The organism is Phytomonospora sp. NPDC050363, assembly GCF_040655735.1.
Classification (GTDB): domain Bacteria; phylum Actinomycetota; class Actinomycetes; order Mycobacteriales; family Micromonosporaceae; genus Phytomonospora.
Genome location: NZ_JBFAKK010000021.1, coordinates 20,270 through 46,262 on the forward strand (window position 1 = coordinate 20,270; position 25,993 = coordinate 46,262).

Annotated in this window: 22 protein-coding genes and 2 pseudogenes; 6 read left to right on the forward strand and 18 right to left on the reverse strand. The window is 70.4% G+C overall.

Annotated features, from left to right (window positions below):
• Positions 1–52: 52 nt before the first annotated feature.
• On the reverse strand, positions 53–922 hold the full coding sequence (locus AB0I28_RS36580) for an EamA family transporter (protein ID WP_357500535.1): 870 nt from the start codon (positions 920–922) through the stop codon (positions 53–55).
• Positions 923–991: 69 nt separating this feature from the next.
• Between AB0I28_RS36580 and AB0I28_RS36585 the strand changes: the two genes are divergently transcribed.
• Positions 992–1,486 carry an Lrp/AsnC family transcriptional regulator gene (locus tag AB0I28_RS36585; RefSeq protein ID WP_357500634.1) on the forward strand — a complete coding sequence of 165 codons (495 nt, stop codon included), beginning with the start codon at positions 992–994 and terminating at the stop codon, positions 1,484–1,486.
• A 10-nt stretch (positions 1,487–1,496) separates the two neighbouring features.
• Here the strand turns inward: AB0I28_RS36585 and AB0I28_RS36590 are convergent, their stop codons facing one another.
• A complete protein-coding gene (locus tag AB0I28_RS36590; protein WP_357500537.1) occupies positions 1,497–2,477 on the reverse strand; it encodes an aldo/keto reductase in 981 nt (326 codons plus the stop codon).
• Positions 2,478–2,681: 204 nt separating this feature from the next.
• On the opposite strand from AB0I28_RS36590, the gene AB0I28_RS36595 reads away from it, so the two are divergent.
• From AB0I28_RS36595 to AB0I28_RS36605, 3 genes are all read left to right on the forward strand, one after another.
• Complete coding sequence (locus tag AB0I28_RS36595) at positions 2,682–3,119, forward strand: SRPBCC domain-containing protein (protein ID WP_357500539.1); 438 nt, start codon at positions 2,682–2,684, stop codon at positions 3,117–3,119.
• 6 nt (positions 3,120–3,125) lie between these two features.
• Positions 3,126–3,482, forward strand: a complete 357-nt coding sequence (locus tag AB0I28_RS36600) for a metalloregulator ArsR/SmtB family transcription factor (RefSeq protein ID WP_357500542.1) — start codon at positions 3,126–3,128, stop codon at positions 3,480–3,482.
• A 228-nt stretch (positions 3,483–3,710) separates the two neighbouring features.
• The gene (locus tag AB0I28_RS36605) at positions 3,711–5,105 is read left to right on the forward strand and encodes an MFS transporter (protein ID WP_357500544.1); all 1,395 of its coding nucleotides are present in this window, start codon (positions 3,711–3,713) and stop codon (positions 5,103–5,105) included.
• A gap of 122 nt (positions 5,106–5,227) precedes the next feature.
• Here AB0I28_RS36605 and AB0I28_RS36610 read toward each other — a convergent pair whose 3' ends face one another.
• The 10 genes from AB0I28_RS36610 to AB0I28_RS36655 all read right to left on the reverse strand — a co-directional run bounded on the left by AB0I28_RS36610 (position 5,228) and on the right by AB0I28_RS36655 (position 17,821).
• Complete coding sequence (locus AB0I28_RS36610; RefSeq protein WP_357500546.1) at positions 5,228–6,331, reverse strand: DUF4185 domain-containing protein; 1,104 nt, start codon at positions 6,329–6,331, stop codon at positions 5,228–5,230.
• Positions 6,328–7,548 carry a GDSL-type esterase/lipase family protein gene (locus AB0I28_RS36615; protein ID WP_357500548.1) on the reverse strand — a complete coding sequence of 407 codons (1,221 nt, stop codon included), beginning with the start codon at positions 7,546–7,548 and terminating at the stop codon, positions 6,328–6,330. Before AB0I28_RS36615 ends, AB0I28_RS36610 begins: the two co-directional genes overlap by 4 nt.
• On the reverse strand, positions 7,545–9,665 hold the full coding sequence (locus AB0I28_RS36620; RefSeq protein WP_357500550.1) for a hypothetical protein: 2,121 nt from the start codon (positions 9,663–9,665) through the stop codon (positions 7,545–7,547). The genes AB0I28_RS36615 and AB0I28_RS36620 overlap by 4 nt, the downstream gene beginning before the upstream one ends.
• Before the next feature lie 11 nt (positions 9,666–9,676).
• Positions 9,677–10,486: a carbohydrate ABC transporter permease gene (locus AB0I28_RS36625; protein WP_357500552.1), complete on the reverse strand. Its 810-nt coding sequence runs from the start codon at positions 10,484–10,486 to the stop codon at positions 9,677–9,679.
• Positions 10,487–10,489: 3 nt separating this feature from the next.
• The gene (locus AB0I28_RS36630; RefSeq protein WP_357500554.1) at positions 10,490–11,395 is read right to left on the reverse strand and encodes a sugar ABC transporter permease; all 906 of its coding nucleotides are present in this window, start codon (positions 11,393–11,395) and stop codon (positions 10,490–10,492) included.
• Between the two features lie 6 nt (positions 11,396–11,401).
• Positions 11,402–12,664 (reverse strand): extracellular solute-binding protein, encoded by a 1,263-nt coding sequence (locus AB0I28_RS36635; RefSeq protein WP_357500556.1) that lies wholly within the window; start codon positions 12,662–12,664, stop codon positions 11,402–11,404.
• Positions 12,665–12,721: 57 nt separating this feature from the next.
• On the reverse strand, positions 12,722–14,551 hold the full coding sequence (locus tag AB0I28_RS36640) for a class I mannose-6-phosphate isomerase (protein ID WP_357500558.1): 1,830 nt from the start codon (positions 14,549–14,551) through the stop codon (positions 12,722–12,724).
• Entirely contained in the window at positions 14,538–15,452 is a 915-nt protein-coding gene (locus tag AB0I28_RS36645) for an ROK family protein (protein WP_357500560.1), read from the reverse strand. The genes AB0I28_RS36640 and AB0I28_RS36645 overlap by 14 nt, the downstream gene beginning before the upstream one ends.
• A gap of 124 nt (positions 15,453–15,576) precedes the next feature.
• Positions 15,577–16,593, reverse strand: a complete 1,017-nt coding sequence (locus tag AB0I28_RS36650) for a LacI family DNA-binding transcriptional regulator (RefSeq protein ID WP_357500562.1) — start codon at positions 16,591–16,593, stop codon at positions 15,577–15,579.
• A gap of 187 nt (positions 16,594–16,780) precedes the next feature.
• The gene (locus AB0I28_RS36655; RefSeq protein ID WP_357500564.1) at positions 16,781–17,821 is read right to left on the reverse strand and encodes a ferrochelatase; all 1,041 of its coding nucleotides are present in this window, start codon (positions 17,819–17,821) and stop codon (positions 16,781–16,783) included.
• Between the two features lie 132 nt (positions 17,822–17,953).
• On the opposite strand from AB0I28_RS36655, the gene AB0I28_RS36660 reads away from it, so the two are divergent.
• Positions 17,954–19,447, forward strand: coding sequence for a hypothetical protein (locus AB0I28_RS36660; RefSeq protein WP_357500566.1), 1,494 nt, complete (start codon positions 17,954–17,956; stop codon positions 19,445–19,447).
• Between the two features lie 47 nt (positions 19,448–19,494).
• Here AB0I28_RS36660 and AB0I28_RS36665 read toward each other — a convergent pair whose 3' ends face one another.
• Together AB0I28_RS36665 and AB0I28_RS36670 are read right to left on the reverse strand one after the other, a co-directional pair.
• Positions 19,495–20,124 (reverse strand): hypothetical protein, encoded by a 630-nt coding sequence (locus AB0I28_RS36665; protein ID WP_357500568.1) that lies wholly within the window; start codon positions 20,122–20,124, stop codon positions 19,495–19,497.
• Between the two features lie 211 nt (positions 20,125–20,335).
• A pseudogene (locus tag AB0I28_RS36670) lies at positions 20,336–21,201 on the reverse strand (IS5 family transposase).
• A gap of 214 nt (positions 21,202–21,415) precedes the next feature.
• Between AB0I28_RS36670 and AB0I28_RS36675 the strand changes: the two are divergent.
• On the forward strand, positions 21,416–21,943 hold the full coding sequence (locus tag AB0I28_RS36675) for an EF-hand domain-containing protein (RefSeq protein WP_357500570.1): 528 nt from the start codon (positions 21,416–21,418) through the stop codon (positions 21,941–21,943).
• A gap of 54 nt (positions 21,944–21,997) precedes the next feature.
• On the opposite strand, the pseudogene AB0I28_RS36680 reads toward AB0I28_RS36675, so the two are convergent.
• The 4 genes and pseudogenes from AB0I28_RS36680 to AB0I28_RS36695 form a co-directional block, all read right to left on the reverse strand.
• Positions 21,998–22,696, reverse strand: a pseudogene (locus tag AB0I28_RS36680) (IS5 family transposase).
• Between the two features lie 183 nt (positions 22,697–22,879).
• Positions 22,880–23,287, reverse strand: coding sequence for a hypothetical protein (locus tag AB0I28_RS36685; protein WP_357500572.1), 408 nt, complete (start codon positions 23,285–23,287; stop codon positions 22,880–22,882).
• A 238-nt stretch (positions 23,288–23,525) separates the two neighbouring features.
• Positions 23,526–23,882: an STAS domain-containing protein gene (locus tag AB0I28_RS36690; protein WP_357500573.1), complete on the reverse strand. Its 357-nt coding sequence runs from the start codon at positions 23,880–23,882 to the stop codon at positions 23,526–23,528.
• Between the two features lie 269 nt (positions 23,883–24,151).
• The gene (locus tag AB0I28_RS36695) at positions 24,152–25,984 is read right to left on the reverse strand and encodes an alkyl sulfatase dimerization domain-containing protein (protein WP_357500575.1); all 1,833 of its coding nucleotides are present in this window, start codon (positions 25,982–25,984) and stop codon (positions 24,152–24,154) included.
• Between the last annotated feature and the right edge of the window lie 9 nt (positions 25,985–25,993).

The following is a 25,993-nucleotide window of genomic DNA, read 5'->3' on the forward strand; positions in this document are numbered from 1 at the left end:
CGCGGCGAGCGCGAAACGGCGGGTGCGGAGCTCGCCGGCGCCCGGGCCGTGTTCAGGCGTCACTCTGACGGTGGACCGCGACACCGGCGACGACCAGCGCCACACCCGCGAGATCCTGGACCGTCGGCAGCTGCGCCAGCACCAGCGCGCCGACGACCGTGGCGCTCGCCGGCAGCAGGCACAGCAGCAGCGCGAAGGTGGAGCGGCGAACGCGCGCCATGACGAGCTGGTCGGCCACGTAGGGAATCACCGAGGAGCACACGGCGACGGCGAAACCGGTGAGCAGCAGGACGGGATCGGTGAAGGCCGCCGACGCGGCCCCGATCCCGAAGGGCGTGACGATCAGCGCGGCGACGGCCATGGACGCGGCGAGTGTGTCGATCCCGCCGGCCCCCGACAGGCGCGCCGCGCGGTGGCCGAGCATCACGTAGAGCACGAACAGACCGCAGTTGGCCACGGCGAAGACGAAGCCGAGAGGTTCACCGACGACGCGGATGTCGGCGAGGACCAGTACTCCGACCGCCGCGCAGGCGAAGGCCAGCGCGTTGCGCCGAGTGCGCAGCCCGACGGCCGCGAGCGCGAGGATGCCGAGGAACTCGACGGCGCCCACAGTGGACAGCGGCAGGCGCGCGACGGCGAGGTAGAACGCCACGTTCATGGCGGCCAGCACCGCGCCCAGGCCGATGAGAGTCCACCGTTCCCCGGCCGTCGGGCGCATCCGCCACGGCCTGCGCCAGACCGCGAAGACCAGGGCGGCGCCGGCGATCCGCAGCCAGGCCACCCCGTGCTCGGGCAGTTCGGCGAACAGGAGCACGGCCAGCGCCGGCCCGAGGTAGTGGAAGACGGCGCTCGTCGCGACGAACGCGGCGACGGGCACCTTGTCGAGAGCGGATCGGTGGCCGATCGGCACGGCTCGCGTCATGAGCAGTATCTTTCAAGCTCCAGCCCGTCGACCCAATGGCCACCTGAAGGAAGGCGAGTCCAGTTGCCTGTGAATTCAAGGCAGAACAGCCGAAACGCCTTCAACGGCCGGCACGAACTCCTCGACGAGGTCAACGAGCGGCTGCTGACCGAGCTGCACCGGGATCCGCGGCTGACCATGTCCGAACTCGCCCGCCGCGTTTCGATGTCGGCCCCGGCGGTGACCGAGCGCGTCCAGCGCCTGGAGCGCGCCGGGATCATCGAGGGCTTCCGCATGCTCGTCGACCCCGCAGCGCTCGGTATGCCGGTGACCGCCTTCGTGCGCATCAAGCCCGGCCCCGGGCAGCTGCCGAAGATCGCGCAGGAGGCGCGGGACAATCCGCAGGTCTCGGAGTGCTACCGGATCACCGGCGAGGACTGCTTCCTGGCGAAGGTGCACGCCGCCTCGATCGAGCTGCTGGAGGAGGTGCTCGACCGCTTCCTGCTGTTCGGGCAGACGACGACCTCGATCGTCGTCTCCGAACCGGTTCCCGCCCGGGAGCTGCCGGTTCGCGCCGTGCACTGACCGCCGGTCCTCACATGTGGCCGGCCACCGCGTGCGGACGGTACGGCGCCTCCAGCGCGGCCGCTTCCTCGGCCGAGAGCCGTACGTCCACGGCCGCCAGCGCGTCCTCGACGTGGCCGATCCGTGTCGCGCCGACGATCGGCGCGGTCAGACCGCGACGGGAGAGCAGCCACGCCAGGGCGATCCTCGCCATCGGCAGCTCGCGGCGCTCCGCCACCGCCCTGACGGCGTCGACCACGTCGAAGTCGCCGTCGTCGTACATCGCGTCGGCGATCGGGTCGCCGCCGGCGCGGACCGTGCGGCGAACACCGCCGCGCTCACGACTGCCTGCCAGCAACCCGCGAGCCAGCGGGCTCCAGGGGACGAGCCCGACGCCCTGGTCGACGCACAGCGGGATCATCTCGCGCTCCTCCTCGCGGTAGACGAGGTTGTAGTGGTTCTGCATCGAGGTGAACGCGGTCAGCCCGAGCCGCTCGGCGACGTGCTGCGCCTTGGCGAACTGCCAGGCGAACATGCTCGACGCCCCGATGTAGCGCGCGCGGCCCGAGCGCACCACCTCGTGCAGCGCCGTCATCGTCTCCTCGATCGGAGTCTCGGGATCCCAGCGGTGGATCTGGTAGAGGTCGACGTGGTCGACGCCGAGACGGTCGAGGGACGCGTCGATCGCCGCCAGGACGTGCTTGCGCGACAGGCCCTTGTCGTTGGGGCCCTCGCCGGTCGGGTAGTACACCTTGGTGGCCAGCACATAGTCGTCGCGGCGCGGGAAGAACTCGCGCAACAACCTGCCGGTCACGCGCTCGCTCACGCCGCCGGAGTACATGTCGGCGGTGTCGAAGAACGTCACGCCGCCCTCGACGGCGCGGCGGACGAGCGGACGCGCGGCCTCCTCGTCGAGGATCCAGTCGCGCGCGACGGCGGCGCCGAAGCTCATCATTCCCAGGCAGATCCGTGAGACGTTCAGGCCGCTGCGGCCGAGGCGGGTGTACTCCATGGGGAGATCCTTCCCGGCGCGGACCGGAAGTTGAATGGGCGAATGAAGGCCGGGACGCCCGATCGCCTTGGGTTTCAAGGCCGATGGCCCGACCCGCCTTGAGGCCCGGCAACTGGAATCCAGGTGCAACTCAAGAGTTGCACGTCGCCTCCCTATGTGCAACTATGGGGTTGCACCTGGGAACCGACGACGAAGGAGCACCCCGTGAACGACAACGAGATCAAGCGCGACATCCTGATCGAGGCACCCATCGAACGGGTCTGGACACTGGTCGCCGAACCCGGCTTCTGGGTCGCCGACAAGGCCGGTCTCCCCGGCACCGCGGCCAAGGAAGGCGAGACGATGCTGGCCAAGAACACCGAGTACGGCGAGTTCCCGGTCCGCGTCGAGAAGATGGATCCACCGACCTATCTCGCCTACCGCTGGGCGAGCGCCTTCCCCGGCGAGGAACTCCGCGACGACAACAGCACCCTCGTCGAGTTCACGCTGAGCACCGAGGGGACCGGGACGCGGCTCCACGTGGTCGAGAGCGGCTTCGCCTCCCTCAGCGGATCGCCGGAGCTGCGCGGGCGGGCGCTGAGCGACAACGGCGGCGGCTGGCCCCTGGAGCTCGGGGCCCTCAAGAACCGCGCCGAACAATAGACGCCCATGACCACCGAACAGCCCGACTCCGTTGAGCCGGTCGACGGCGTCCTCACCGCCCTGGCCGACCCGACCCGGCGCCGCCTGCTCGACCTGCTCGCCGAGCACGGCGAGGCGACCGCGACGATCCTCGCCGAGCGGCTTCCCGTCTCGCGCCAGGCCGTGGTGAAGCATCTCAACGTGCTGGCCTCGGCCGGGCTGGTCACCGGCGGCCGGGTCGGTCGCGAGATCCGCTACTCGGTGCAGCCGACCGCGCTGAACGCGACGGCCCGGTGGATGACCGCCGTCGCGGCCGACTGGGACCGGCGCCTGACCCGGATCAAGCTCTCCGCGGAGGAACCGGAGCCGGAATCCGGGCCGTGACCGTCCGCGGTCCCTCACCGCACTGACCACTTCTCACCGCGACCCCGCGCAGGCGGTCCAGAGCCCGGGGCCTCCCCACCGTGCCCTGAGCACGGGCCGGAGGGCCGGCGCGCTGTGCGAGCGCCGGCCATCCGGCGACAGAAACCCTCGACCCCAAGCGATCCCGGCCGACAGCCTCGCCGTCGGCCGGTGCCGCCCCATGCCCACCCGAAGCGGAGGAACCCTCCCATGACCACCACTCCCCCACGGTTCGACACCCGGCAGCGGCTGATCCTGCTCGTCCTGCTCGGCGCCGGATTCATGCTCTCCGTCGACTTCTCGATCCTCAACGTCGCACTGCCCGAGGCCGGCGCGGGCGTCGGCATGGAGCTCACCGCACTTCCGTGGATCACCTCCGCCTTCGCGCTGCCGGCCGCGGGCTTCACGCTCCTGTTCGGACGCCTCGGGGACCTGTTCGGGCGCCGCCGGCTCTTCCTTACGGCCATGGCCGTGCTCACCGCGGCCTCACTGCTCGGCGGCCTCGCCTCCACCCCCGAAATGCTCCTGACCGCCCGGGCACTCCAGGGGCTGGCGACCGCGATGACGATCCCCGCCGCCCTGTCACTGCTCACCACGACCTTCACCGAGGGGGCCACGCGCGACCGCGTCCTCGGACTCAACGGCGCACTGCTCGCCGGCGGCTTCACCGTCGGGGCCCTCGCCGGCGGCACACTCGTCGGGCTGCTGAGCTGGCGGGCCGCCTTCCTCATCAACATCCCGGTCACCGTGGCGATCCTGGTGCTCACGCCCATCCTGATCGGTGAGAGCCGGCGGACCGGACGGGTGCGGCTGGACCTGCCCGGGGCGGTCGCCGTCACCGGCGGGCTGCTCGCGGTCGTGTACGCGATCATCGAGAAGAGCGCTCCCGCCGCCGTCGCCGGGCTGCTCCTGCTGGCCGCGTTCTGGGTGATCGAGCTGCGCTCGCCGGCGCCGCTGGCCCCGCTGCGCATTCTCCGGCGGCCCACCGTGAAGTGGGGCAACCTCGGCGGTCTCGTGGTGTTCAGCATGGGCACCGCCATGATCTTCCTGATGACGCTCTACCTGCAGAAGATCCTGGGCTTCTCGCCGTTGGTCACCGGCCTCGTCTTCGGTGTACCGGGGCTGGCGGCCGTGGCCGCCGGACCCATGGCCGGACGTCTCATCGGCCGCCACGGAAGTCGCCGGGTTCTCGCCGCCGGAATCGCCGTGCAGGGTCTGGCCACACTGCCCCTGGTCTTCCTCGGCACCGACCGCGTCGGACTCGCCGTGGCGGTTCCGGCGCTGTTCATCGCGTTCTTCGGGCACGTGACCGCCATCGTCGCCTACACCGTCACCGGCACCTCGGGACTCGCCGACGGCGAACAGGGTCTCGCCACCGGCCTCACCTCGATGACCCAGAACGTCGCCATCACCGTCGGCATCCCGATCCTCGCGGCGATCGCCGCGACCCGAACCGACGAACTCGGCGGCATCCACCTCGCCTTGAGCGTCGACGTGGCCGCGACCCTCACGGGCGCCGCGCTGGTCTGGTTCGGCCTGCGCCCGCGCGGCGACCGGCGGTCGGCCGTCCAAGCCGATGGCGACACAGTCGCTGTCGGGGCCTGAGGGCCGGATCGGCGGCGGTGGGAGGCCCACCACCTTCCGCCGATGTGACGAGACCGAAACGCGCCCCCGGCCCCGATTCGGGCCGAAGGCGCGTCACCTCACCGCTCTTCGAACGCGCGCGATCAGCAGTCGCGGATCTTCACGCGCACGTCGACGTAGCGAGGACGGTAGTTGTCGACCTCCTGGTACAGGTCATCCGTGTTGAAGCTGTTCACGTTGTAGGTCACCAGCAGGTGGTCGCGGTCGCCCAGCTGCGGGTGCGCCTTGGCGTTGTACGCGAACACGTTCCCGCTGGTCTCGGGCGTCTGGTACAGCACGGTCTTGCCCGTGTAGGGCCCTTCGATGTTCGGGCTGCGGTACATCACGATCTCGGCGCTGAGCGCCTCGGTGGCGTCGCCGGTGACGAGCGTGAACTTCCCCTGGTAGCGGGAGACGCTGAACTCGTTGGAAACGCCTTCGAGGACCCGGCTCGACGCGCTCGGGTCGCCCTGCCACTGCCCCTCGGCCAGGTACTCCCAGGCGCCCGTGGTCAGCGAGCCGCTGGGCACGCGGGCGATGTGCGCGAACTTCTGGCTCTGCAGGTCCTCGACGCCGAAAACGTAGGTGTACCCGTCGCGGGGGTCCTCGTAGACAGCCGAACCCCAGTTCACCGCCGACTCGGGCAGCGTCGTGATCCCGGTGAGGCTCATGTCGTCGGTGTCGAAGGTCGCCACGGCGTTGCCGGTGAACTTGAAGTCGAACACCCCGCTGCCGGTCTTCTCGAACTCGAGCAGCATCACGCGCAGGGAGTCGCCCTCGACCGTCCCGTCGCCGAACCAGTACCAGCGCTGCGTCTCGTCGGCGCCGGCGACCTTCGCCAGCGACTCGGGCGCCGCCTCGGTGCCACCGGTGTACGTGGTGAGCGCGCCGCCGTCGTCGACGATGATCGAGTTGTGCACGAACGGGGAGTCGAGCGGCCTGCCGTGGTCGGCGTCGACCTCGCCGAGGAACGTGTCCGAGTACAGCCACGCCGTCGTGCCGTCGGGCAGCGGAACGCTGTAGGCCGAGTCGGCGCCCGTCCAGCGGCCCGCCGTGTCGCCGTAGGTGCCGAAGCGCTCGGTGAGTTCCTCGTTCACCGAGGCCGAGACCCGGGAGCCGGACGACGCGACCGCGGGGGCGAGCGGCACCGCGGCTGCGGCGAGTCCGGTGAGGACGGCGAGGCCCAGCGGTATCGATCGGAGGGTCATGGTCTGCTCCTTTGCAGGATCCGGGGCGCGCCCGCGAGGGCCGCTCCTGGTGTCTCGCCGCGCGGGGTGAACGCGGCGAGGACTTGCTCGGCGAAGCGCTCGCCGATCAGGCGCTGTACGTCCGGGCCGGGATGCAGGTTGTCCGGCAGCGGCATGGCCGCGGCGTCCCGCTCGCCGTACAGCGACAGTCCGTCCTGGTAGTGCAGTCGGTGGTCGCCGAGGTCGCGGCGCCGGTCCACGATCGCGGCGGTCGCGGCCCGGACGACGCGCAGCGAGAGCTTGCCCGCCTCGACGTCGTCCTCGCTGCCCGCCGCGATGGACCACTCCTCGACGCGGTCGGGGTCCTGGACGGTCGGTCCCGCCGAGGTCTCGACGGGCGCGCACCAGATCGGTGAGACCAGCACGACCGGCGTGTCCGGGTGGCCGTCGCGGATGGTGTCGAGGAATCCTTCGAGGGCCGGACGAAACACGCGCAGCCGCATTACGTCACCGGAGACGAGGTTGATGCCGATCTTGAGGCTGATGAGGTCGGCGGGGCTGTCGCGGATCGTCCGCGCGGTGAACGGATCGAGCATGGCGTTGCCGCTGAACGAGAGGTTCGTCAGACTCACCCCGGCGCGAAGCGCCGCGACCACAGGCCAGGTGCCGGTGGTCGTCTCGGCCCGGTAACCGTGGCTGATCGAGCTGCCGTGGTGCAGCCAGCGAAGCCCTGCCGGCTCGGGCGCGGGCGTGATCGGGGCGTCGGCGCGCAGGTCCAGCAGCTCCACCTGGTCGTGGTACGGCAGCCACAGCTCCAGGTCGCGCTCGGCGCCCGTGCCGAGGCCGGTGAACCTCGCCGTCCCGTCCGGGCCGGGCGCGATCTCGCCGCTCGGCCGCTCGAAGGTGAACAGGTAGCGCGAACCGACCGGGACGGCCGCCGACGCCACGACTTGCGCTCCCTCGGTGATCTCGTACGCGCTCGGCGGCAGAGGGGTGACGGCGTCCGCCGCGAGCCGCCGTGCCCGCACGTCGAGTTCGACGACGTCGGCCGCCGTGCGCAACGCCAGCCGGACGCCGGCGCTCTCCGCGCTCGTCTGCACCATGAAGCGGTCCGGCACCTGCCGCCTGGCCCACTCCGCAAGCCGGTGCGGGACGAGACCGCGCTCGGTCTCCTCGACCTCGACGGCGCCGCGGATCATCGAGCGCTCGATCCGGACGCTTCGCAAGGGTCGCGTCATGACACGTCGGTGACGGTGCCGTCCGCGTGCACGTCGACCAGGCGATCCCCGACCCGCAGGCCGCGCAGCACCGCGTTCGGGTCGAGTTCGGCGACGCAGGCGCCCGACGTGTCCAGCCGATCCGAGCCGACCTCGGGGTCGACGCCGAAGAACGACTCGATCACCAGGGCGACGTAGGCGCCGGCCGAGGAGCAGGCCCAGTCGATGATGTACGGCAGCTGCGGAGGAGCCTTCCGCGCGCCGCCGGCGACGGTGGGCATGGCCTCCTCCGTGAAGTGTCCCTGCCCGGGAGGGCCCTGGTTGGCCGAGCGGGCGAGGCCCGGAAGCCAGTCGGCGGCCACGGAGGACGCGCCGAGCGCGACCAGCGAGCGCACCGCGTCGGCGGGCCACGCGGGATAGGCGCCGTTCCACTGGTGGTCGGGGCGCACGCTGAAGCTCGCGTCGGGGTCCCACGGCGACAGCGAGCGCACCCAGGTCTCGGTCCGCAGCTCGCGGACGTAGAAGTCCACCATTTCGGCGCGCGTCTGTTCGCTCAGGTCCTCGGCGATCGTGGTGCCGACGACGCTGAAGTCGTAGATGTGGCGCACGGGCACGCGGGTGCCGTCGGGCTGCCGGGCGGCGAAGTAGCCCTTGCCGGGCAGGTAGAGGTCGGTGACGGCCTTGACGAGCGAGTCGCCCTCGGCCTTGAGCTCGGCGGCCCCCTCGGCGTCGCCGCGGCCGGCGAGGATCCCGGCGACCGTGCGCATGTTCCACACGTTGGCGGCGTTGAGGCTGGCGACCTCGTGGGTGTAGGAGCTGACGCACTCCAGGAGGTTGTCGATCTCGCCGTAGTCGGCCAGCGGCGAGGAGCCGCGCAGCGAGCGCCAGGCCAGCGCCCAGTCGCGCAGGTGCTCGGTGACCGGGCGGTCGCCCGGCGTCTCGTCGAGCAGGCCGGTGTCGCCGGTGAAGCGGACGTAGTCGTTGACCAGGCGCGTCATCGCGTAGTCGTTGACCGAGTACCAGCGGCCGACGGGCCCTCCGGTGAGCGAGGAGGTGCCGAAGTGCGTGTGGATGTCGGAGGCGATCCAGTGCCTCAGCTGGCGCTTCATGGGTTCGGGGTCGAGCAGCGCGTGGGTGATGGAGCTGAGGCTGTAGTCCCAGATGAAGGTCGTGGTGCCCCAGTAGCTGGGCATCAGGGTGTCGTAGCTGCGTCCGAGGACGTTGCCGGCGAAGTCGCGGCGGAACCAGATGACGCCGAGCACGCCCCACCAGTACAGGCGGCGCAGTGCCGCCGAGGAGGTCTCCAGTTTGGGCAGGTGTCCGGAGAACTCGTCGTTGCCGGGGCGGAACGCCGCTTCCAGCTGCGCGTTCCACAGTGTCTCGGCCGCCGCGACCGTCCGGGGGACGTCGGCGGCGACGCGGTCGAAGACGCCGGACGCCTCGACCTCGGAGGCGCCGATGGCGTGGACGTAGCCGAAGCGCGCGGTGGCGCCGGGCGCGACGTCGAGGTGGACGGTCACCTCTCCGCCCCGCTCGATGCCGCCGATGCCGACCTCGTGCTCGCCGGCGGCGGGTGCGACGCCGGAGAGGCGCACGTCGGCGTCGGTGTCGACGCCCTGCACGCTCCAGGCGGTGCGGGTCTCGTTGGCGAAGGCCAGGCGCGAAGGCCCGAGGGCGGCGCGGTTGCGCTCTTCGGGTGCCACCGCGTCGAGCCACGCCTCCGACGAGCGGGTGACCCCGGCGGCGAGCGTCAGCGCCACCGCCACCGTTCGGGGCTCCTGGCCGGTATTGGTGACGCTGACGTCGATCGCCACGGCAGTCTCACCGGGGGCGCACACCGTGAGGGTGGACAGTTCGAGGCCGGGCAGGGAAACGCTGCGGCGCACCCGGTCGGGGCGCCATTCGTGCGTGATCGGGGCGCCGTAGGACTCGACCAGCCGCCCGTCGACGAAGCACGCCGCCGTGCGGGTGAGCCCTTGCGACACCGGCGGGAACTCCACGACGCTGATCGCGGTGAGGTCGTGGTCGACCCTGGCGGTGCCGAGGAAGTTCGTGAGTCCGCTCGGCGCGATCATGTCGTCGTAGTGGTGCGTGACCGCGTCGGCGGCCAGGTCGTCGACGGTGGGGACGAGCTGCATGAGGGCTCCTGTCACTGTCCGAGGGCGAGGCCGCGGGCGAAGAACTTCTGCGTGAAGAGGAAGAGGACGACCGTCGGCAGCGAGACGAGCAGGCCGCCGGCGAGCACGGTCGCCATCTGGGCGCCGCCGTAGGTGCTCTGCATGCCGGCGAGGCTGGTCACGATCGGCCGGACGTCGTCGGACTGGCTCAGGGTCAGGCCGAGCAGCAGGTCGTTCCAGATGAAGGTGGCCTGCAGGATGAAGATCGCGACGAGGGCGCTCGACGCCATGGGCAGGTACACGCGGGTGAAGATGCGCCAGGTGGAGGCGCCGTCGAGTACTGCCGCCTCGAACACGTTGTGCCCGATGCCGGTGAAGAAGTTGCGCATCACGAAGGCCGAGAAGGGGATCGAGATCGCCGTGTACACGATGATCATGCCCAGCCGGGTGTCGAAGAGGCTGACCCGGGAGTAGGCGTCGAACAGCGGCAGGATGATCATCTGGATCGGGAAGACCGTCCCGCCGAAGATCAGCACGAACCAGGCGAACCCGTGGCGCAGCCGCAGCGCGACGATCGCGAAGCCGGCGGCGGCGCCGACCAGCACCGCGATCGTCGGTGAGACGACGGCGTAGACGAGCGTGCTCAGCACGCTCTCGCCGAGCCCGGACAGGCGCATGGCGTCGCCGATGTTCGAGAACAGCGAGAAGTCGGTGGGGATCCACGACTCCTTGGAGGTGAAGCCCTCCGGCGCCTTCGACGCGTTGATCAGCAGCAGGTAGACCGGGAGCAGCCAGACGAGGCCGAGGACGATGAGGACGGTGGTGCGGATGACTCGTGACATGGGTCAGCCCTCGTGCTTACTGGACAGCTGCTGGCGCAGGTAGAGGATCGCGGCCGCGAGCGTCACGACCGTGAGGAACACCGCGATCGCCGAACCGAGACCGTATTCGCTGTTCACGAAGGTCTCCTTGTACATCGTCAGTGCGAGCGTCTCGGACGAGCGTCCCGGCCCGCCCTTGGTCATGCCCTGCACGATGTCGAAGGTCTTCAGGCTCGCGACGATCGACAGGCCGACGACGACCGCGGTCAGTGGCCGCAGCATCGGCCACAGGATGCTGCGGAACAGGCGCAGTCCGGTGGCGCCGTCCAGCTTCGCCGCCTCCAGCGGTTCCTTCGGGATCGACTGGAGCCCGATGGTGAACAGCAGGGCGTTCACGCCGACGCCCTGCCAGGCGATCGCGATGATCATCACGACCGTGTTGAGCGGGGAGTCGACGAGCCAGCGCGGGGTGTCGGCGATCCCGAAGGCGCCGAGCGCCTGGTCGAGGGCGCCGTCGCTGCCCAGGATGAACGACCAGATGACCGCCACCCCGATTCCCGAGAGGGCGTAGGGGATGAGGAACGGGAGCCGCAGCCAGATGCCGCCCTTGAGGTTCCAGGTGAGCAGGGCGACCCCGAGCCCGATGCCCACCGGGATGAGGAGGGTGCCGCCGACCCACAGCAGCGTGTTGAGCACGGAGCCCATGAACTGCGGGTCGTCGAACATCTCCGCGTAGTTCTCGAGGCCGATCCACTCGGGATCGCCCAGTCCGTTGTAGTCGGTGAAGCTGAGGAACGTCGTCCACAGCAGCGGCAGGTAGAGGAGCACCGCCACCAGCAGCACGCTGGGCGCGATGAACCCCCGGGCCGACCAGCGGTAGGTGTCCCGCCGCCTTGCGGCCTTCACCGTCGGGGTCTTGTCGGACGTCATCGGGAGCTACTCCTGGTCTGCCCAGTATTTGTCCGCCTCGGCCTGGATCGCCTCAAGGAACGGCAGCGGGTCGCCCGGGTTGGCGATGAAGGCGCCGAACTGTTCGAGCGCGACGGTCAGGATCGGCGTCGGGGTGGCCTCGTAGAACCGGTCGTAGCGCTCGTAGCCCGCACCGGAGACGGTGGTGCCGAGCTCTTCGAGCATCGGGTCGGCGACGGTGGCCTTCGGGTTGAAGGCGACGTCACCGCGCGCGGCGCTCCACGCCGTCTGCGCCTCGGGCGACATCCACCACTCCGAGTAGGACATGCCGAGCGTCTTCTGCGAGGAGTTCTCGGCAACGCAAAGCGGACCGGACTCGACGGCGATGGGGGTCGTGGGGAGCGCCGGGTTGACCGCGGGGATCACGAACATCCCGTAGTCCTCCCCGGAGACCATGCCGGCGCCGTTCAGCGAGCCGTTGAAGAAGGACCCGAAGTTGATCATCGCGTAGTCGCCCTGCTTGAGGCCGACGGCCGGGTCGACGGTGCTGCCCGCGTCGCTGAACCAGCCGGCTTCCTGCTGGTCGCGCCAGGTCTCCATGATCTCGACGATCCGCGGGTCGGTGTACTTCACCTCACCGGTCGCCAGCCCGTTGTACAGCGCGGGGTCGGTACCGGCCACCAGCTGCTGGAACCAAGGGAACGTGAACAGCGTGCTGGTCTGGTAGTACGGCGTGACGCCGGCACCCTTCAGCTTCGCCGCGGCGGCGTCGAGGTCCGCCCAGGTGGTGGGCACCTCGATGCCCTCCTCCTTGAAGATGTTCTTGTTGTAGTACATCACCCAGTAGGCGATGTTCATCGGGACGCAGTACTGCTTGCCGTCATAGGTGTACGCGTCCTTCATGTCCTCGGCGATCCAGCCCTCGTCGACCGCCTTCGTCCAGATGTCGGTCGTCTCGGCGATCAGGCCCTCGTCGACGAGCTCACCGAGCGAGGTCCCGGTCTGCCAGGTGAACAGGCCCGGGCTCTTGTCGGTGCGGAAGGACTGCCGGATGAAGGCGTCGTACTGGGCGGCGTCGGAGTACCCGGTGGTGTTCAGGTCGATGCTGACGTCGGTCTTGCTCTGCGCGTTCAGCTCGTCGAAGTCGGGCTCCCAGGCTGCCTTGTTCGTGTAGAAGTCGAGCGTGCCCGTCTTCGCGCCGTCGTCGTCGCCCCCGCCACCGCACGCTGCGAGCACCAGGGAGGCGGCAACGGCGGCGCTGATGCCGAGGAGGGTCTTCCTTGATCTCATTTCGAACTCCTTTGTTCTACGTCTGCTCAGGGGGACCGGCGCTCACCGCCGTCGGCGTCAGGCCTCGCCGACGCGCGTGCCGCGGATCGAGGCCTTGACCGTCGCGAACCGCTCGCTTCGCGAGCGCGCCGTCCGCCGGATGACGTACGGGCCGACGGCCGCCGGGATGATGAAGGTCTCGGCGTAGTGGATCTCGTAGGGCTCGAAGGCACCGGTGGGGCTGACGATCTCGACCTCGTCTCCCTCGACGAGGTTGAGCACGTTCACGGTGCCCTCGGTGTCGTGCGCGGCCTGCTCGGAGAACCAGTGGCGGCGCACCTCGATGAACTCCAGCTCGTGCAGCCCGGTGCGCTCCTCGACGACGTCGCCGTCGGTGGCGATCTCCTCGACCTGCCCGACGAGGTTCGCCTCGGTCCAGGCCCGGTCGCGGTACCACTCGAGGTTCTTCTCGCCGTGGTCGAGGTGCACGGGGCGGGGCACGCCGTCGAGGCCGAGACGGCCCCAGTCCCACAGCTTGAAGGTGAAGATGAAGGGCGTCGCCGAGATCTCCAGGACCATCGAGTTCGCGCCCGAGCTGTGCACCGTCCCGGCCGGGATCAGGAAGTGGTCGTGCTTCTTGGCGGGGAAGGTGTTGACGTACTTCTCGGCCTCGAAGGGGCGCTCACCGGTGGCGGCGACCCGCAGGTCGTCCATCATCGCGTCCTTGTCGACGCCGTCCTTGAATCCGAGGTAGACCTTGGCGTCCTCGCCGGCGTCGAGCATGTAGTACGACTCGTCCTGCGTGTAGTGCATGCCGAAGGTCTGCTGGATGTAGTCGGTGAGGGGGTGCACCTGGAGGGAGAGGTTGCCGCCCTCCATCGTGTCGAGGAAGTCGAAGCGGATGGGGAACTCGGCGCCGAAGCGCGCGTAGGTCCGCTCCCCCAGGAGCGCCTTGGGCTCGGAGAAGACGAGGTCGAGCGACGGGATCTCGACGATCGCGCCCTCGGCGTCCTCCAGGAGCAGCGAGTTCTCCTCCGGCACGCAGTCGAAGCACCAGGCGTAGTTCGGCTGCCCCGGGTCGAGGTCGAGCTTGCTCTTCATCCACTGCCCGCCCCACACACCGGGGTCGAAGAAGGGCACGACGCGAAACGGCGCGTGCGCGGCGGCGGTGATGGCGGCGCGGAAGGCATCACCGGTGATCATGCCCGCGACGCGGGTGCTCGGCTCGGCGGGCCCGACGGCGTTGGCGTCGAGCACGAAGTCGAGCCGGCTGAAGAGGGTCCGCTTGTGCCGGTCGGCGACGCGCCACTCCACGAAGAAGCCGCGCTTGTACTTGCGCAGCCGGTCCTCCTCGGGGTTCCCCGCGCGCCAGTTCGGCGCGCCGGCGCGCTGCCGCAGCTGGAGCTCCCAGCGGGCCATGTCGGCCAGGACGAGCGCGTACGGCGCCGCGAGGCGGCGGGCGACGAGGTCGGCGCCCCAGCCGAGCAGGACGGTCGGCCGGTCGTCCGACGCGACGTCGGCGGCGGTCGCGGCGAGACGGTCGGCGTCGTAGAAGGCGTCGACCGTGGCGTGCGAGAGGACACCGAACACGCGGTCGTCGGTGAGGTTGTCGGCGATGAGCGCGTCGATATCGGCGATGGGGAGCGCGGCGGCCTCTTCCACGTCGACGATCCGCCACCGCGGGAGCGCGTCGGCGATCGCCTTGGCGATCAGCGGGAGGTCCGCGCCCGGGTACGCGTCGACGGCGAGCAGCGGCGTGCCGCCCTCCGCCCGGTCGGTCGCCACCTCGGCGGCCCGGACCCACGCCTCGATGCCGGGGAGCACACGGGCGTCGGCCGGAAGGGGCACCGTGGGCTGCTTGACGTAGCGGCCGGCCGGGACCTTGGAGGATGGACTAGCGGGGGACACGAGCGCTCCTTTTGGGATGGTCTGCGGCCGCGAGGACGGACAGTCCGCGCAGCACCGAGAGATCGGGTCGATCGGGGATGACGAAGGCCGGGCGGTGCGAGCTGGTCCAGAGGTGCTCGGTGACGTAGGCCTCGATCGGCGCGGCGACCGCTGTGCCCGCGCGCAGGATTCCGCCGGAGAGGATGACGACGTCGGGGTCGTAGGCGTGGCAGAGCGAGACGGCGGTGGCGCCCCAGGCGCGGACCGCACGGTCGAGGAGGGCGGCGGCGGGGGCGTCGCCGGCTTCGGCCGCCGCGACCAGTTCCTTGACGTCGGTGACGGCGTCTCCCCTGGTCGCGAGGTCGCGACGGATGGCCCAGGCACCTGCGATCGACTCGGCGCAGCCGACGTTGCCGCAGTTGCACAGCTCGCCGTCGAGGTCGACGGTCAGGTGGCCGCCGAGGATGCCCGCGTGGTCGTGGGCGCCGCGCAGCACGGTGCCGTCTATGACGGCGGCGGTGCCGATGCCGGTGCCGAGGGTCATCAGGACGGCGTTGCGCTCGCCCGCCGCCGAGCCGGTGGTGATCTCGCCGACGAGGGCCGCCCGGGCGTCGTTCTCGACGACGGCGGCCAGGCCGAACGACTCCCGCGCCCAGGCGATCAGGTCGAGGCCGCCGAGGCGGGGGTGCTTGTCGTGCGCCTTCACGAGGCGCCCGGCGGCACGGTCCACGACGCCGGGCACCGCGATGCCCGCCGAGAGCGGCACGGCCGGCGAGACGTCGGCGATCAGGGCGCGCGCGGCGGCGGCGGTCTCCTCGACGTCGCCGGGGCCGGTGGGAACCGTGGAGGTGCGCAGTGCCTCGCCCTTGTCGAGGACGCCGAGCTTGATCTCGGATCCACCGAAGTCGATGCAGAGTTCCATCGCCGTCTCCCTCCTCGTCCGTGTCGCGCGCGGCGTCGTCTCCATGTAGGCGATCTTGCCGATTGGTAACGTTACCAATTGACGGAGGGGCTGGCAACCCCCTTGATCGGCGGGTGTCCGGACGTCAGGGATATTCGATGGTGACGGGCAGCTCGACGGTCCTGGCCTCGCGGGCGGAGTCGTCGTCGAGCCTTGAGAACAGCAGCGTCGCGGCCTCCCGGCCGAGCAGACGCGCGTCGTGGTTGATGATCGTCACGGGCACCGGCATGAGCTCGGAGAGCTCGAAGTCGTCGAAGCTCACGATCGAGGGGTGCGGCCCGGGAAGACCGTCGCGTATACGCCGGCCGATCTCGCGAAGGGCACCGATGGTGTTCCGGTTGTTCGCGCTGAAGATCGCCGTCGGGGCGTCGGCGAGGTCGAGCATCGCCCGCGCGGCCAGACTCGCCGCGGGCACGTCCTGCTGGTCGCGGGCCACGATCGCCGGGTCGATCGGCGCGCCGCGCTCGGTCATCGCCCGCTCGTACCCCCGGTAGCGGCGCTCGCCGGTGAAGACCGAGCTGCGGTTGCCGATGAAGCCGATGCGCGTGTGGCCGGCGTCGAGCAGGGAGATCGTGCCCCGGTAGGCGCCGCCCACGTCGTCGAGGAGCACCGTGTCGACCTCAAGGCCCGCGACCCGGCGCGAAGCCAGCACGAGCGGGACGTCGCCCAGCCGCTCCGGCCGCAGGTGCGCCGCGTCGCCGCCCGTCGGGACGAGGATGAGCCCGTCGACCTGGCGGCCGATGAAGTCGCTGACGAGCTGGCGCTCACGCGCGTCGTCCTCACCGGTGTTGCCGAGGATGATGCGCCGGCCGTGCTCGGCGGCGACCTCCTCGACACCGAGCGCGAAGCTGCCGTAGTACGGGTTGGCGAGGTTGGTGATCGCGATGCCGATCAGGCCGCTGGGCTGCCCCGGGCGGAGGCTGCGCGCGTTCTCGTTGCGGTAGTAGCCGAGCTCGCGCACGGCCGCCATCACGCGTTCCTGGAGGTCCGGGCGCACGTTACGGCCGCCGGCCAGCGTGCGCGAGGCGGTCATCGGGCTCACGCCCGCGCGGCTCGCGACCTCCTTGATCGTCGGCTGGCGTGCTCCTCGCGATGTCGCCATGCCCGCCCCCTTCGCCTCGTGCGCCGATCCTATGCGACCTCACGGCGGCCGGACGAGAGCGCCGGTGCCGCGATGATCACCGACGACCTTATGCCCGGCGGCACGGGCGGGGCGGAGCGGCGGCTGTCGAGGGGCTGGGGCGCGTGCTCTACAGCTACACCCCCTCCGGCCTCCGTCCGAACCCGCCCTACTTCCCGCCCGGCCGCCCCACCCGTTCGCAGCAGCCGACCGCGCACGGCGCCCCGTTCACCGTGCATCCCGCCGCCGGGAAGTCCGACAGCTTGCGCGCCGGCACCCCGTCGGTGTGCTCGCGCACCAGTTCCACGACCATCTCGGCGAAACGGGGATCGGTGTCCGGGCTCGCGGCCCGGGCGAAGGGCATCCCGTTCCCGGCGGCACGCTCGGCGGCCTCGTTGTCGAGGTCCCACACGACTTCGAGGTGGTCGGAGACGAACCCGATCGGCGAGACGACAACGCCCGGCACGCCGTCCTCGTGCAGCGCGTCGATGTGGTCGACGATGTCGGGCTCCAGCCAGGGGATGCGCGGCGGCCCCGACCGCGACTGCCACACCACGTCGTAGTCGCCGATGCCCGCCTCGGCGGCGACCAGCCGGGCGGCCTCGGCGATCTGCCGCGAGTAGCGGCGCCCGCCCTCCTCGGGCGGACCGGAGGCGAGATCGGCGGCGTCGGGGACCGAGTGCGCGGTGAACACCGTCCGCGCGCCCTCGACGCCCAGTGACTCGTGCGCCGCGCGCACGGCGTCGGCGACGGCCCCGACGAACAGCGGGTGGTCGAAGAACTGCCGCAGCTTGACCAACTCCGGCCCGCCGCCGATCGACTCACGCGCCCGCGCGATGTCCTCGTCGTACTGCCGGCATGCCGAGTACCCGCCGAAGGCGCTCGTCGCGAAGACCAGCACCCGCCGCGCGCCGGCGGCGGTCAGCCCGGCGACGGCGTCTTCGACCAAGGGGTGCCAGTTGCGGTTGCCGAAGACGACCGGCAGCGCCACGCCCTCGGCGGCCAGCCGCTTCTCGACGGCCGCGATCGCGTCCCGGTTCAGCGCGTTGATCGGCGACACGCCGCCGAAGTGCCGGTAGTGCTCGGCGACTTCGAGCAGCCGCTCGCGCGGCACCCCGCGCCCCCTGGTGACGTTCTCCAGGAACGGCATCACCTCATCGGGACCCTCCGGTCCACCGAACGACAACCACAGCAACGCGTCGAAACCCATGGCGTCGATGATGCCCCTCCGCCTCGGACCACCGCGCCTCCCACGCCCGTGAGGAGCGCGACCCCTCCCGGCCGTGCGGGTTCGCAACCCGATCGTGACGTGCCGATGACGTCGGTCCCCGATCCTCGAACCATGCCCGCCACGCGCATCGCCATCCGCTGGGTCGCCCACCCGCTGACGATCACCGCGGCCCTCGTCCTGCTCGTCAACGACCACGTCCTCAAGGCCGCCTTCCCGGGCGTGGTCACCGGCAAGCTCAGCGACCTCGCGGGCCTCGCGACGGCCCCTGCTCTGCTCGCGCTCGCCCTCGGGCTCCTGGCGCCGCGCCTGCCCGCAGGCCTCCTCGCGGTCCTCGCCGTTGTGACCACCGGCGTCGGCTTCACCTGGGTCAAGGCGAGCGAGTCGGGGGCGGCGGCCGCGTCGGCGTCGTGGAGTGCGCTGTCGGGACCGTCGGTGATCCTCGCGGACCCCACCGATCTGCTCGCCCTTCCCGCGCTCGGCCTGGCGTGGTGGGCTTGGCGGCTGGCCCGCTCGGCGCCTCCCGTCTCCATAACGGCGGCACTGCGGGCGCGGCTGTTCGTCGCACTACCGCTGGCCGTCCTGGCCACCGCCGGTACCTCCGCGCCTCCCCCACCCGACGCCGTGCTCGCCGTCGAAGAGGCATCCGGAGAACTCAGCCTGCACACCACCTACGGCGTCACGCGCGGCTTTCCGGGGGTGCAGGACTGGACGCAGCTGGCGGACGAGAGGTCCGGAGCCGCCGAGGCCCTGCAAAACGAGACGGCCTGCGTCCCCGGGCGCCCGGATCGCTGCTATCGCCTGCACGAGGGGGACGCGCTCGGCGTCGACGAGACGCTCGACGGCGGAGCGACCTGGCGCACCGCCTGGGAGATCCCGCCGGAACGCCGGCAGTGGCTGCTGCGACGCCACCATCTCGACACGCGCGACGGCCGGCCCGATCTGCTGGCCGCGTTGGACATCCTGGTGCACACGGCCCCCGGGGGCCACGAGGTCATCGTCGCCACCGGCGTCGAAGGACTGGCCGTGCGCTCCCCCGACGGGACGTGGCACCGCGTCGCCGTCGACGCCCTCGGCGGCGAGTACGGACCGTCGACCTTCCACGCCGGGCCTCTGCCCTTGGCGGCGTTCGGCCGCGCGGTGTCGACCGAACTGGGCTTCGCCGCCCTCCTCGGCACGCTGGCGGTGCTGATCGCGACCACGGTCGTCACGGCGCGTTCCCGGCGGCCGTCGGCGCACGCCTGGAACGTCGTTTCCGCGGCGCTGCTCGGCCTGACGGTCCCGGTCGCCGGGCTCACCCTCGCGATGGGTCCGGTGTGGACGGCGTTCTTCACGGTCGCGGTCCTCATCGTCCACGGGGTCTTCACCCTTCGAGGACGCGCGCTGCCGCGTCGCGGGGGCCTGCTGCTCCTCGCCGCGGCCCTCGTCCCGGCCGCCGCCTTCGCCGTGCCCTACATCGGCTGGAGCCTCGCGTATCCGGCCTCCTACGGGACCGCCACGCTGATCGCCCTGGCCGCGACCGCCGTGGCGGCGGCCGTTCCCGTGTGGACGGCCGTCGGCGTGTTCAAGGCCGTTCGAGGCGAGCCGGAACCATCGCGAGGACCGTGAGCCCCGGCCCGGGCGTGACGCGCCGAACGCGGACCGGGGCCGCCGCGTTACCCGGCGGGCTGGTCAGAGCGGTTGAGGGTGGCGGGGCGCATGGGCAGGACCGACCACGACAGCAGCAGGATCCCGCCGATGAGGAAGTACATGCCCGCGTCGACCATGTAGGCCAGCCCGGTCTGGGGGTTGGGAACCTGGGCTCCCCACTGGAAGATCTCCGCGCCGACGGCCGCTGACAGCAGCAGCCCCAGCAGTGGCGCGGTCGCGCGGCCGAAGCCGAGGAAGCGCGGGTTGTGGCACATCGCGGCGGTGGCGAACACCAGCACCACCAGCCCGAAGATCGGGGTGAGGAACGGCAGGTCGACCGTGCGCAGGTTCGTGGCGGGGTCACCGTTGGAGGCCAACGGCGCGAACACTGCGACCAGGATCGCGAAGACGCCGGTGACCGCCAGGGTGTGCGGCCACAACGACGACAGCCCCAACGGCGGAGGCGAGGCGACATAGGGGGCCGGCGCGCCCGGCGCGGCGGAGTACTCGCCCGTCGCAGCGGACTGCGCCGGGAGCGGCGCGGCAGGAGGGGTGAACGGGGCTTGCGGCGCGGCGGGGCTTTGGGGCCCGGTCTGGCTCTGCGGCGCGGCCGGCTGCGCCGTGGGATGGGTACCGTCGTGGGGTTCAGCTGTCATCCGGGCAGTATCGCCACCCAGGGCCATCCCGCGCCACGCCGTTGCGGGTCGGCGGGCTCTTCCGAAGTGGACTTCGATGACGTTCCAGCAGCCCTGGCGAACCCGTCGACGCCACCACCCCGACCGCCGTCCCGCGGCCCTTTCGCCGGCCGCGTCCGCTCGGGCCGGCCGCCCGGACAAGCGCGCCGGCCGACATCTCCGGCACGTCCCCTTAGGGCGTGTTTGCAAAGAGTGGTAGCCATTGGTGGATGGCGGCGATGGTGATGGCGGCCTGGTAGGACTGGTGGGTTTTGTCGTACCTGGTGGCGATGCCACGCCATTGCTTCAGCCGGTTGAAACAGCGTTCGACGACGTTGCGATGTTTGTAGGTGTGCTGGTTGAAGGCGGGTGGTCTGCCTCCGCGGCTGCCGCGGCGGGCGCGTCCTGCCTGCTGGTCACGCCTTTCGGGAATGGTGTGGGCGATGCCGCGCCTGCGCAGGTATCGCCGGATGGCGCGGGTGGAGTAGCCCTTGTCGGCGATGACGTGATCGGGTCGGGTGCGGGGCCGCCCCGGTCCGATGCGGGCGACGCGAATAGCGCCCATGACCTGCTCGAAGCGGGTGCAGTCATTGACGTTGCCCGCCGAGAGCACGAAGGCCAGAAGGCGGCCGTTCCCATCGGCGGCGAGGTGGATCTTGGTGGTTAATCCGCCTCGGGATCGTCCGATGGCGTGAACCGATTCGCCCGAATCACTCCGCCCCCTTTAGCGCCAGCCGCGTGCTGATGAGCACGCGTGATCGTCGAATCGATGCTCACCAGCCAGTCGAGGTCACCACGCGCATCAGCCCGGGCCTGCAACCCCGCAAGCAGCCGCTGAAACGTCCCATCCAGCGCCCACCTGCGGAAACGCGCATACACACTGCGCCAGGGGCCATAACGCTCAGGGACATCCCGCCACGGCGCACCCGACCGGATCTTCCACACGATCCCGTTCAACACCCGCCGGTCGTCCATCCGCGGCCGGCCACCCTGCATCACCGGCGGCAGCAACCCCACCAGCACATCCCACTCAGCATCCGACAACTCATACCGACGAATCACCCACCCATCATCCCACCCCTTTGCAAACACCCCCTAGGACGGAGGCAGGAAAGGGAATCCCTTTCAAGCGACTCCGCGTTCCCTAAAGGGAAAGGCCGCCCGGCCGAATGTGAAACTGTTTATACATTCCCCGGGTTCGTAGCGACACACCCTCTTTTGGGCACCCGAATGGGTGATAGGAGCATTGCGGCATTCGCCCTAGCATTGCCTTATGGCGAGCGATCTGCAGCGACGCAAAATCATCGGCGTGTTCAACTCCATGGACGCCAACGGCGACGGTTTCCTCGAAGAGGGCGACTTCGCCGCGCTGGCCGCGCGCTGGTCGCGGATCCGGGGTCCGGGCGACAGTGAGCGGCTGACCGAGATCATGCTCGGCTGGTGGACGACCCTGCTCACCACCTCCGACCGCGACCGCGACAACAAAGTCACGGTCGACGAGGTCCTCATGGTCGTGGACGAACTGCCCGCGATGCCGCAAGCGGTGACCGCGACCGCCGACGCCATGTTCGAGGCGATCGACGAGAACCGCGACGGCCTGATCTCGGCGGAGGAGTACCGCCAGATGATCGAGGCCTGGAACGGCGTCAGCACGGACACCGACACCATCTTCCCGATGCTCGACGGCGACGGCGACGGCCGCCTCTCCCGTTCGGAGTTCGCCGTCCTGTGGTTCGAGTTCTGGGCCGGCGACAACGCCGATTCCCCGGGGACCCTCGTATTCGGGCCCCTGGCCGCCTGAGAGCTGTCCCGCAAATGGTCGGCGGGGTGGCGGCACTAGGGTCTGGCCTGGTGATCATGGGAGCCAGGTCATGATGGCGGCGATGGTGAGGCCGGCTTGGTAGATGGATGCGCGTTTGGCGTATCGGGTAGCCAGGTCGCGCCACTGTTTCAGGCGGTTGAAGGCTCGTTCGACGACGTTGCGCTGCTTGTAGGCGGTCTTGTCGAAGACCGGTGGCCGCCCGCCGCGCGAGCCTTTCGCGGCGCGGCGGTTGATCGTGTCGGCTCGTTCGGGGATCACATGGCGGATGCCGCGCCGCCGGAGGCGGCGACGGGTGGAGTCGTGGGCGTAGCCCTTGTCAGCCAGGAGCAGATCGGGTCGCCGCCGGGGCCACCCCGGCTTGCCCGTGGCGACGGCGATCGCTTCCAGTAGCGGGAACAGCATCGGGTTGTCCCCGGCCTGACCAGGTGTCAGCAGGATCGACAACGGCCTGCCTCAGCCGTCGGCCGCGAGGTGGATCTTCGTGGACAACCCGCCACGCGACCGGCCGATCGCCTCACCGTTCAGCGCGGGCGGCGACGACCCCGTAGATCCCCCTTTTTGCGGGCACCAGCCGCATGCTGATGCGCCCGCACCACCGTCGAGTCGACGCTGATGACCCACTCCACCGGTTGCCCGTCGTCGTAACGCCACCTGGCCCGAGACGTCCCCGGTCTGGGAAGCAACGGCTCGCGTCCCCTGCCACGCAGCATCAGTCAACTCACCACGACGCACCACAACACCATTGTGGACACCGGGAGATGATCACCAGGACAGACCCTAGGTACTGAGCGGATGCTCGCCAGACTCCGGCATGCCAGCTGTGGCAGCCTGCGGGCATGCCAGAGCTGCACGTTCATGCAGGCCGCCACTACGCCGTCCAGTTCCGTTACGCGGAGACGGCAAGAGCAGCCAGTTCTAGGCGGGGTCCTCAAAGGAGTCCTCGCCGACCCGCCAGACCATCCATTGGCCGTCATCGAAGCCGGACAGGACCGCCATCTCCGGTGTGTCGGCCTGTTCGCGCGGCGGTCCAAGCCGAACGGCATCGTCGCCCAGCCAAAGCTCGATCCCCGTTCCGGTTCCCTCATTCGTGCTGGTCACGATCTGCGGAATGAGTCCGACCAGTGCGTCGGCCCAGCCGAGTTCCCCGGGCAGTTGTGCGCGCCCTCCGCGAACGACCGCTGGGAAGACGTAGCAGTTGAGCACCGGCATCTCGTCGGACCGCTCGCGGTCGAAGCGGAGCTGCACGTAGTCCATGACGAACTGCACGGAGTACAAGCGCGCCCCGACCAGTCTCTTCAGCAGTTCGTTCGGCATATAACCCACGGGCGCAAGCTACCGAGCCGCCGCCGGGAAACTCGCTGCGCCCGGTGCGGCAAGACAGTACTGAAGGGGTCGCCGCGACCTCACCCCCGCGATGAAAGGCCGCGAGCTCCGCCGGTAGCCGCCAGGTACCGGACGGAGCTCTCAAGAGGGATGAGGAATGCGGCCGGATGCGTTCACCGCACCGGCGTGACGTGATCCGGTCGATCGTCCCTGAGGGGGCGGGGATCTGACCGGGTGGTCAGATGTGCTGGATCAGTTGCGTTGACCTGGGCTCGTGCTCTTCGGCGGTCAGGCCGGTGAGCCCGGTGAGCCCGGTGATGGTGAGCAGGTGCGCCACGTCGTGGTTGGGATGGTCGAGCCGGAGCCAACCGTCGGCGGCCGCGCAGCGGTGGGCGGCGGTGACCAGCACGCCCAGACCGGTGCTGTCGCAGAACGCCAGTGCCGTCAGGTCGAGGACGATCCGGGGCGGACTCACCGTCTCGGTCAGCTCGACGAGCCGGGTGTGCAGGCAGTTCGAAGTGGCGACATCGAGCTCGCCTTCGAGACGTATCTCCACCCGGTCGGCATGAACCGCTGGGGTGATTGTCAGAAGCACTCATAGACCTCGCTGTGGGGTCCGGCAGTATATGCGGCGCCTACCGGTACGCCGGGCGACCCCGCCGACGTACTTCGTCGAGCCGTCGAGACCTTCGTGTCGCGGCCGCGTCCACGATGAGGACGTACGTCCGCGGCCCGAGTCGAATCTACTGCAGTCCGCCGGCCGCCGGACGGAGTCGGCGCGCTTTCGACGGAGCGTGTCCGCAAGATCATTCAACGTGTTCGCGACGGTGGGCCGCGGCCCTGCCACCGGACCCGCCGGCGGGTTCAGGGCTCGATGATGTTGAAGGCCGGGTCACCGGGGTCGAGGACCGACAGCAGCCGCCCGAGCGCGGCGGCATCGCCGTCGAGGACGAGGCCCGCTTTCCCGGCACCGTCGACGTCGCCGGTGGCGAGGAGCGCCAGGGCCGCTCGCGGAACGGTGACGGTCACCGCCACGTCCCCGCCGCCGTCGCGGACATAGGTGAAGACGCCGTTGCGAAGCGTGGTGCGGTACTCGGCGTCGTGGTCGGGGAAACGCCAGCCCAGGGCGAGATCGACGTCCCAGCACCCCGGTCCGTCGACCTGGACGGCGAGGGCGTCGAAGAACATCTCCGGCGGCAACTCGGCGAGCACGTCGCCGGAGGCGGGCACGGTCGGGGTGCCGAAGTTGCCCTCGCGCAGTTCGGTGGCCCCGGACAGGTACACGTTGCGCCAGGTGCCGTTCTCGGACCCGAAGCCCAGGCGTTCGAGCACGTCGGCGAGCAGCGCCCGCGCCCTGGTGTGGCCGGGTTCGGCGAAGACGACGTGGTCGAGTACCTGCGCGGCCCAGCGCAGGTCGCCGTCGTCGGCGCACCTCCCCGCCTTTTCAACGACGGTGTCGGCGCCGCCCATGAACTCGACGTAGCGTTCGGCGGCCTCCTGCGGCGGGTGCTGCCAGAGCCGGGCCGGGTTGCCGTCGTACCAGCCCATGTAGCGCTGGTAGACGGCTTTGACGTTGTGACTGATGGACCCGTAGTAGCCGTGGGTGTGCCAGGCCTTCCGCAGGGCCGGGGGCAGCTCGATCATCTCGGCGATCTCGCCGCCGGTGTAGCCCTTGTTGAGCAGGCGGAGGGTCTGGTCGTGCTGGTAGGCGTAGAGGTCGCGCTGGAGGCCGAGGAACTCGCGGATGTTCTCGCTTCCCCAGGTGGGCCAGTGGTGCGAGGCGAAGACGACGTCGACCTCGCCGGCGAACAGCTCGATGGCCTCGGTGAGGTAGCGCGCCCAGATGTGCGGGTCGCGGACCAGTGCCCCGCGCAGGGTGAGGAGATTGTGGAGGGTGTGGGTGGCGTTCTCGGCCATGCACACCGCGCGCCGGTCGGGGAACAGGAAGTGCATCTCGGCGGGTGCCTCGGTGCCCGGTGCCATCTGGAACACCATGCGGACGCCGTCGACGGTCAGTTCCTGGCCTGTGGTGGTGATCTCCACCGTCGGCGGGATGAGGCTGACCGAACCGGTCGAGGTCGTCTGCCCGAGCCCGGCGCCGACGCCGCCCTCGATCCCGCGCGTCAGGGCGGCTCCGTACATGTACCCGGCACGGCGCGCCATGGCCGTCCCCGCGAACACGTTCTCGGAGATGGCGTGCTCCAGGAAGCCCTCCGGAGCGATGACGGGCACGCGCCCGGAGTCGACGTCCTCGCGGGACACCACGCCCTTGGCGCCGCCGAAGTGGTCGACGTGGCTGTGCGTGTAGATCAGCCCGGTGACCGGGCGGTCCCCGCGGTGTTCGCGGTACAGCTGGAGGGCTGTGCGGGCCGTCTCCACCGACAGCAGCGGGTCGACCACGATGACGCCGGTGTCGCCTTCGATGAAGGAGATGTTGGACAGGTCGAGGCCGCGGACCTGATAGATCCCCTCGATGACCTCGAACAGGCCCTGGATCGATGCCAGCCTCGACTGCCGCCACAGGCTCGGGTGCACCGAATCGGGCCGCTCGCCTTCCAGAAAGGCGGCATAGGAGTCGTTGTCCCACACGACCTCGCCGGACTCGTCGCGGACCACGCCGGGGCCCGCCGCCACGAGGCCGCGGCGCGCGTCGGCGAAGTCCTGCTCATCCTCGAAGGGGAAGTTCGCCTCGCCCATCGGTCCCGC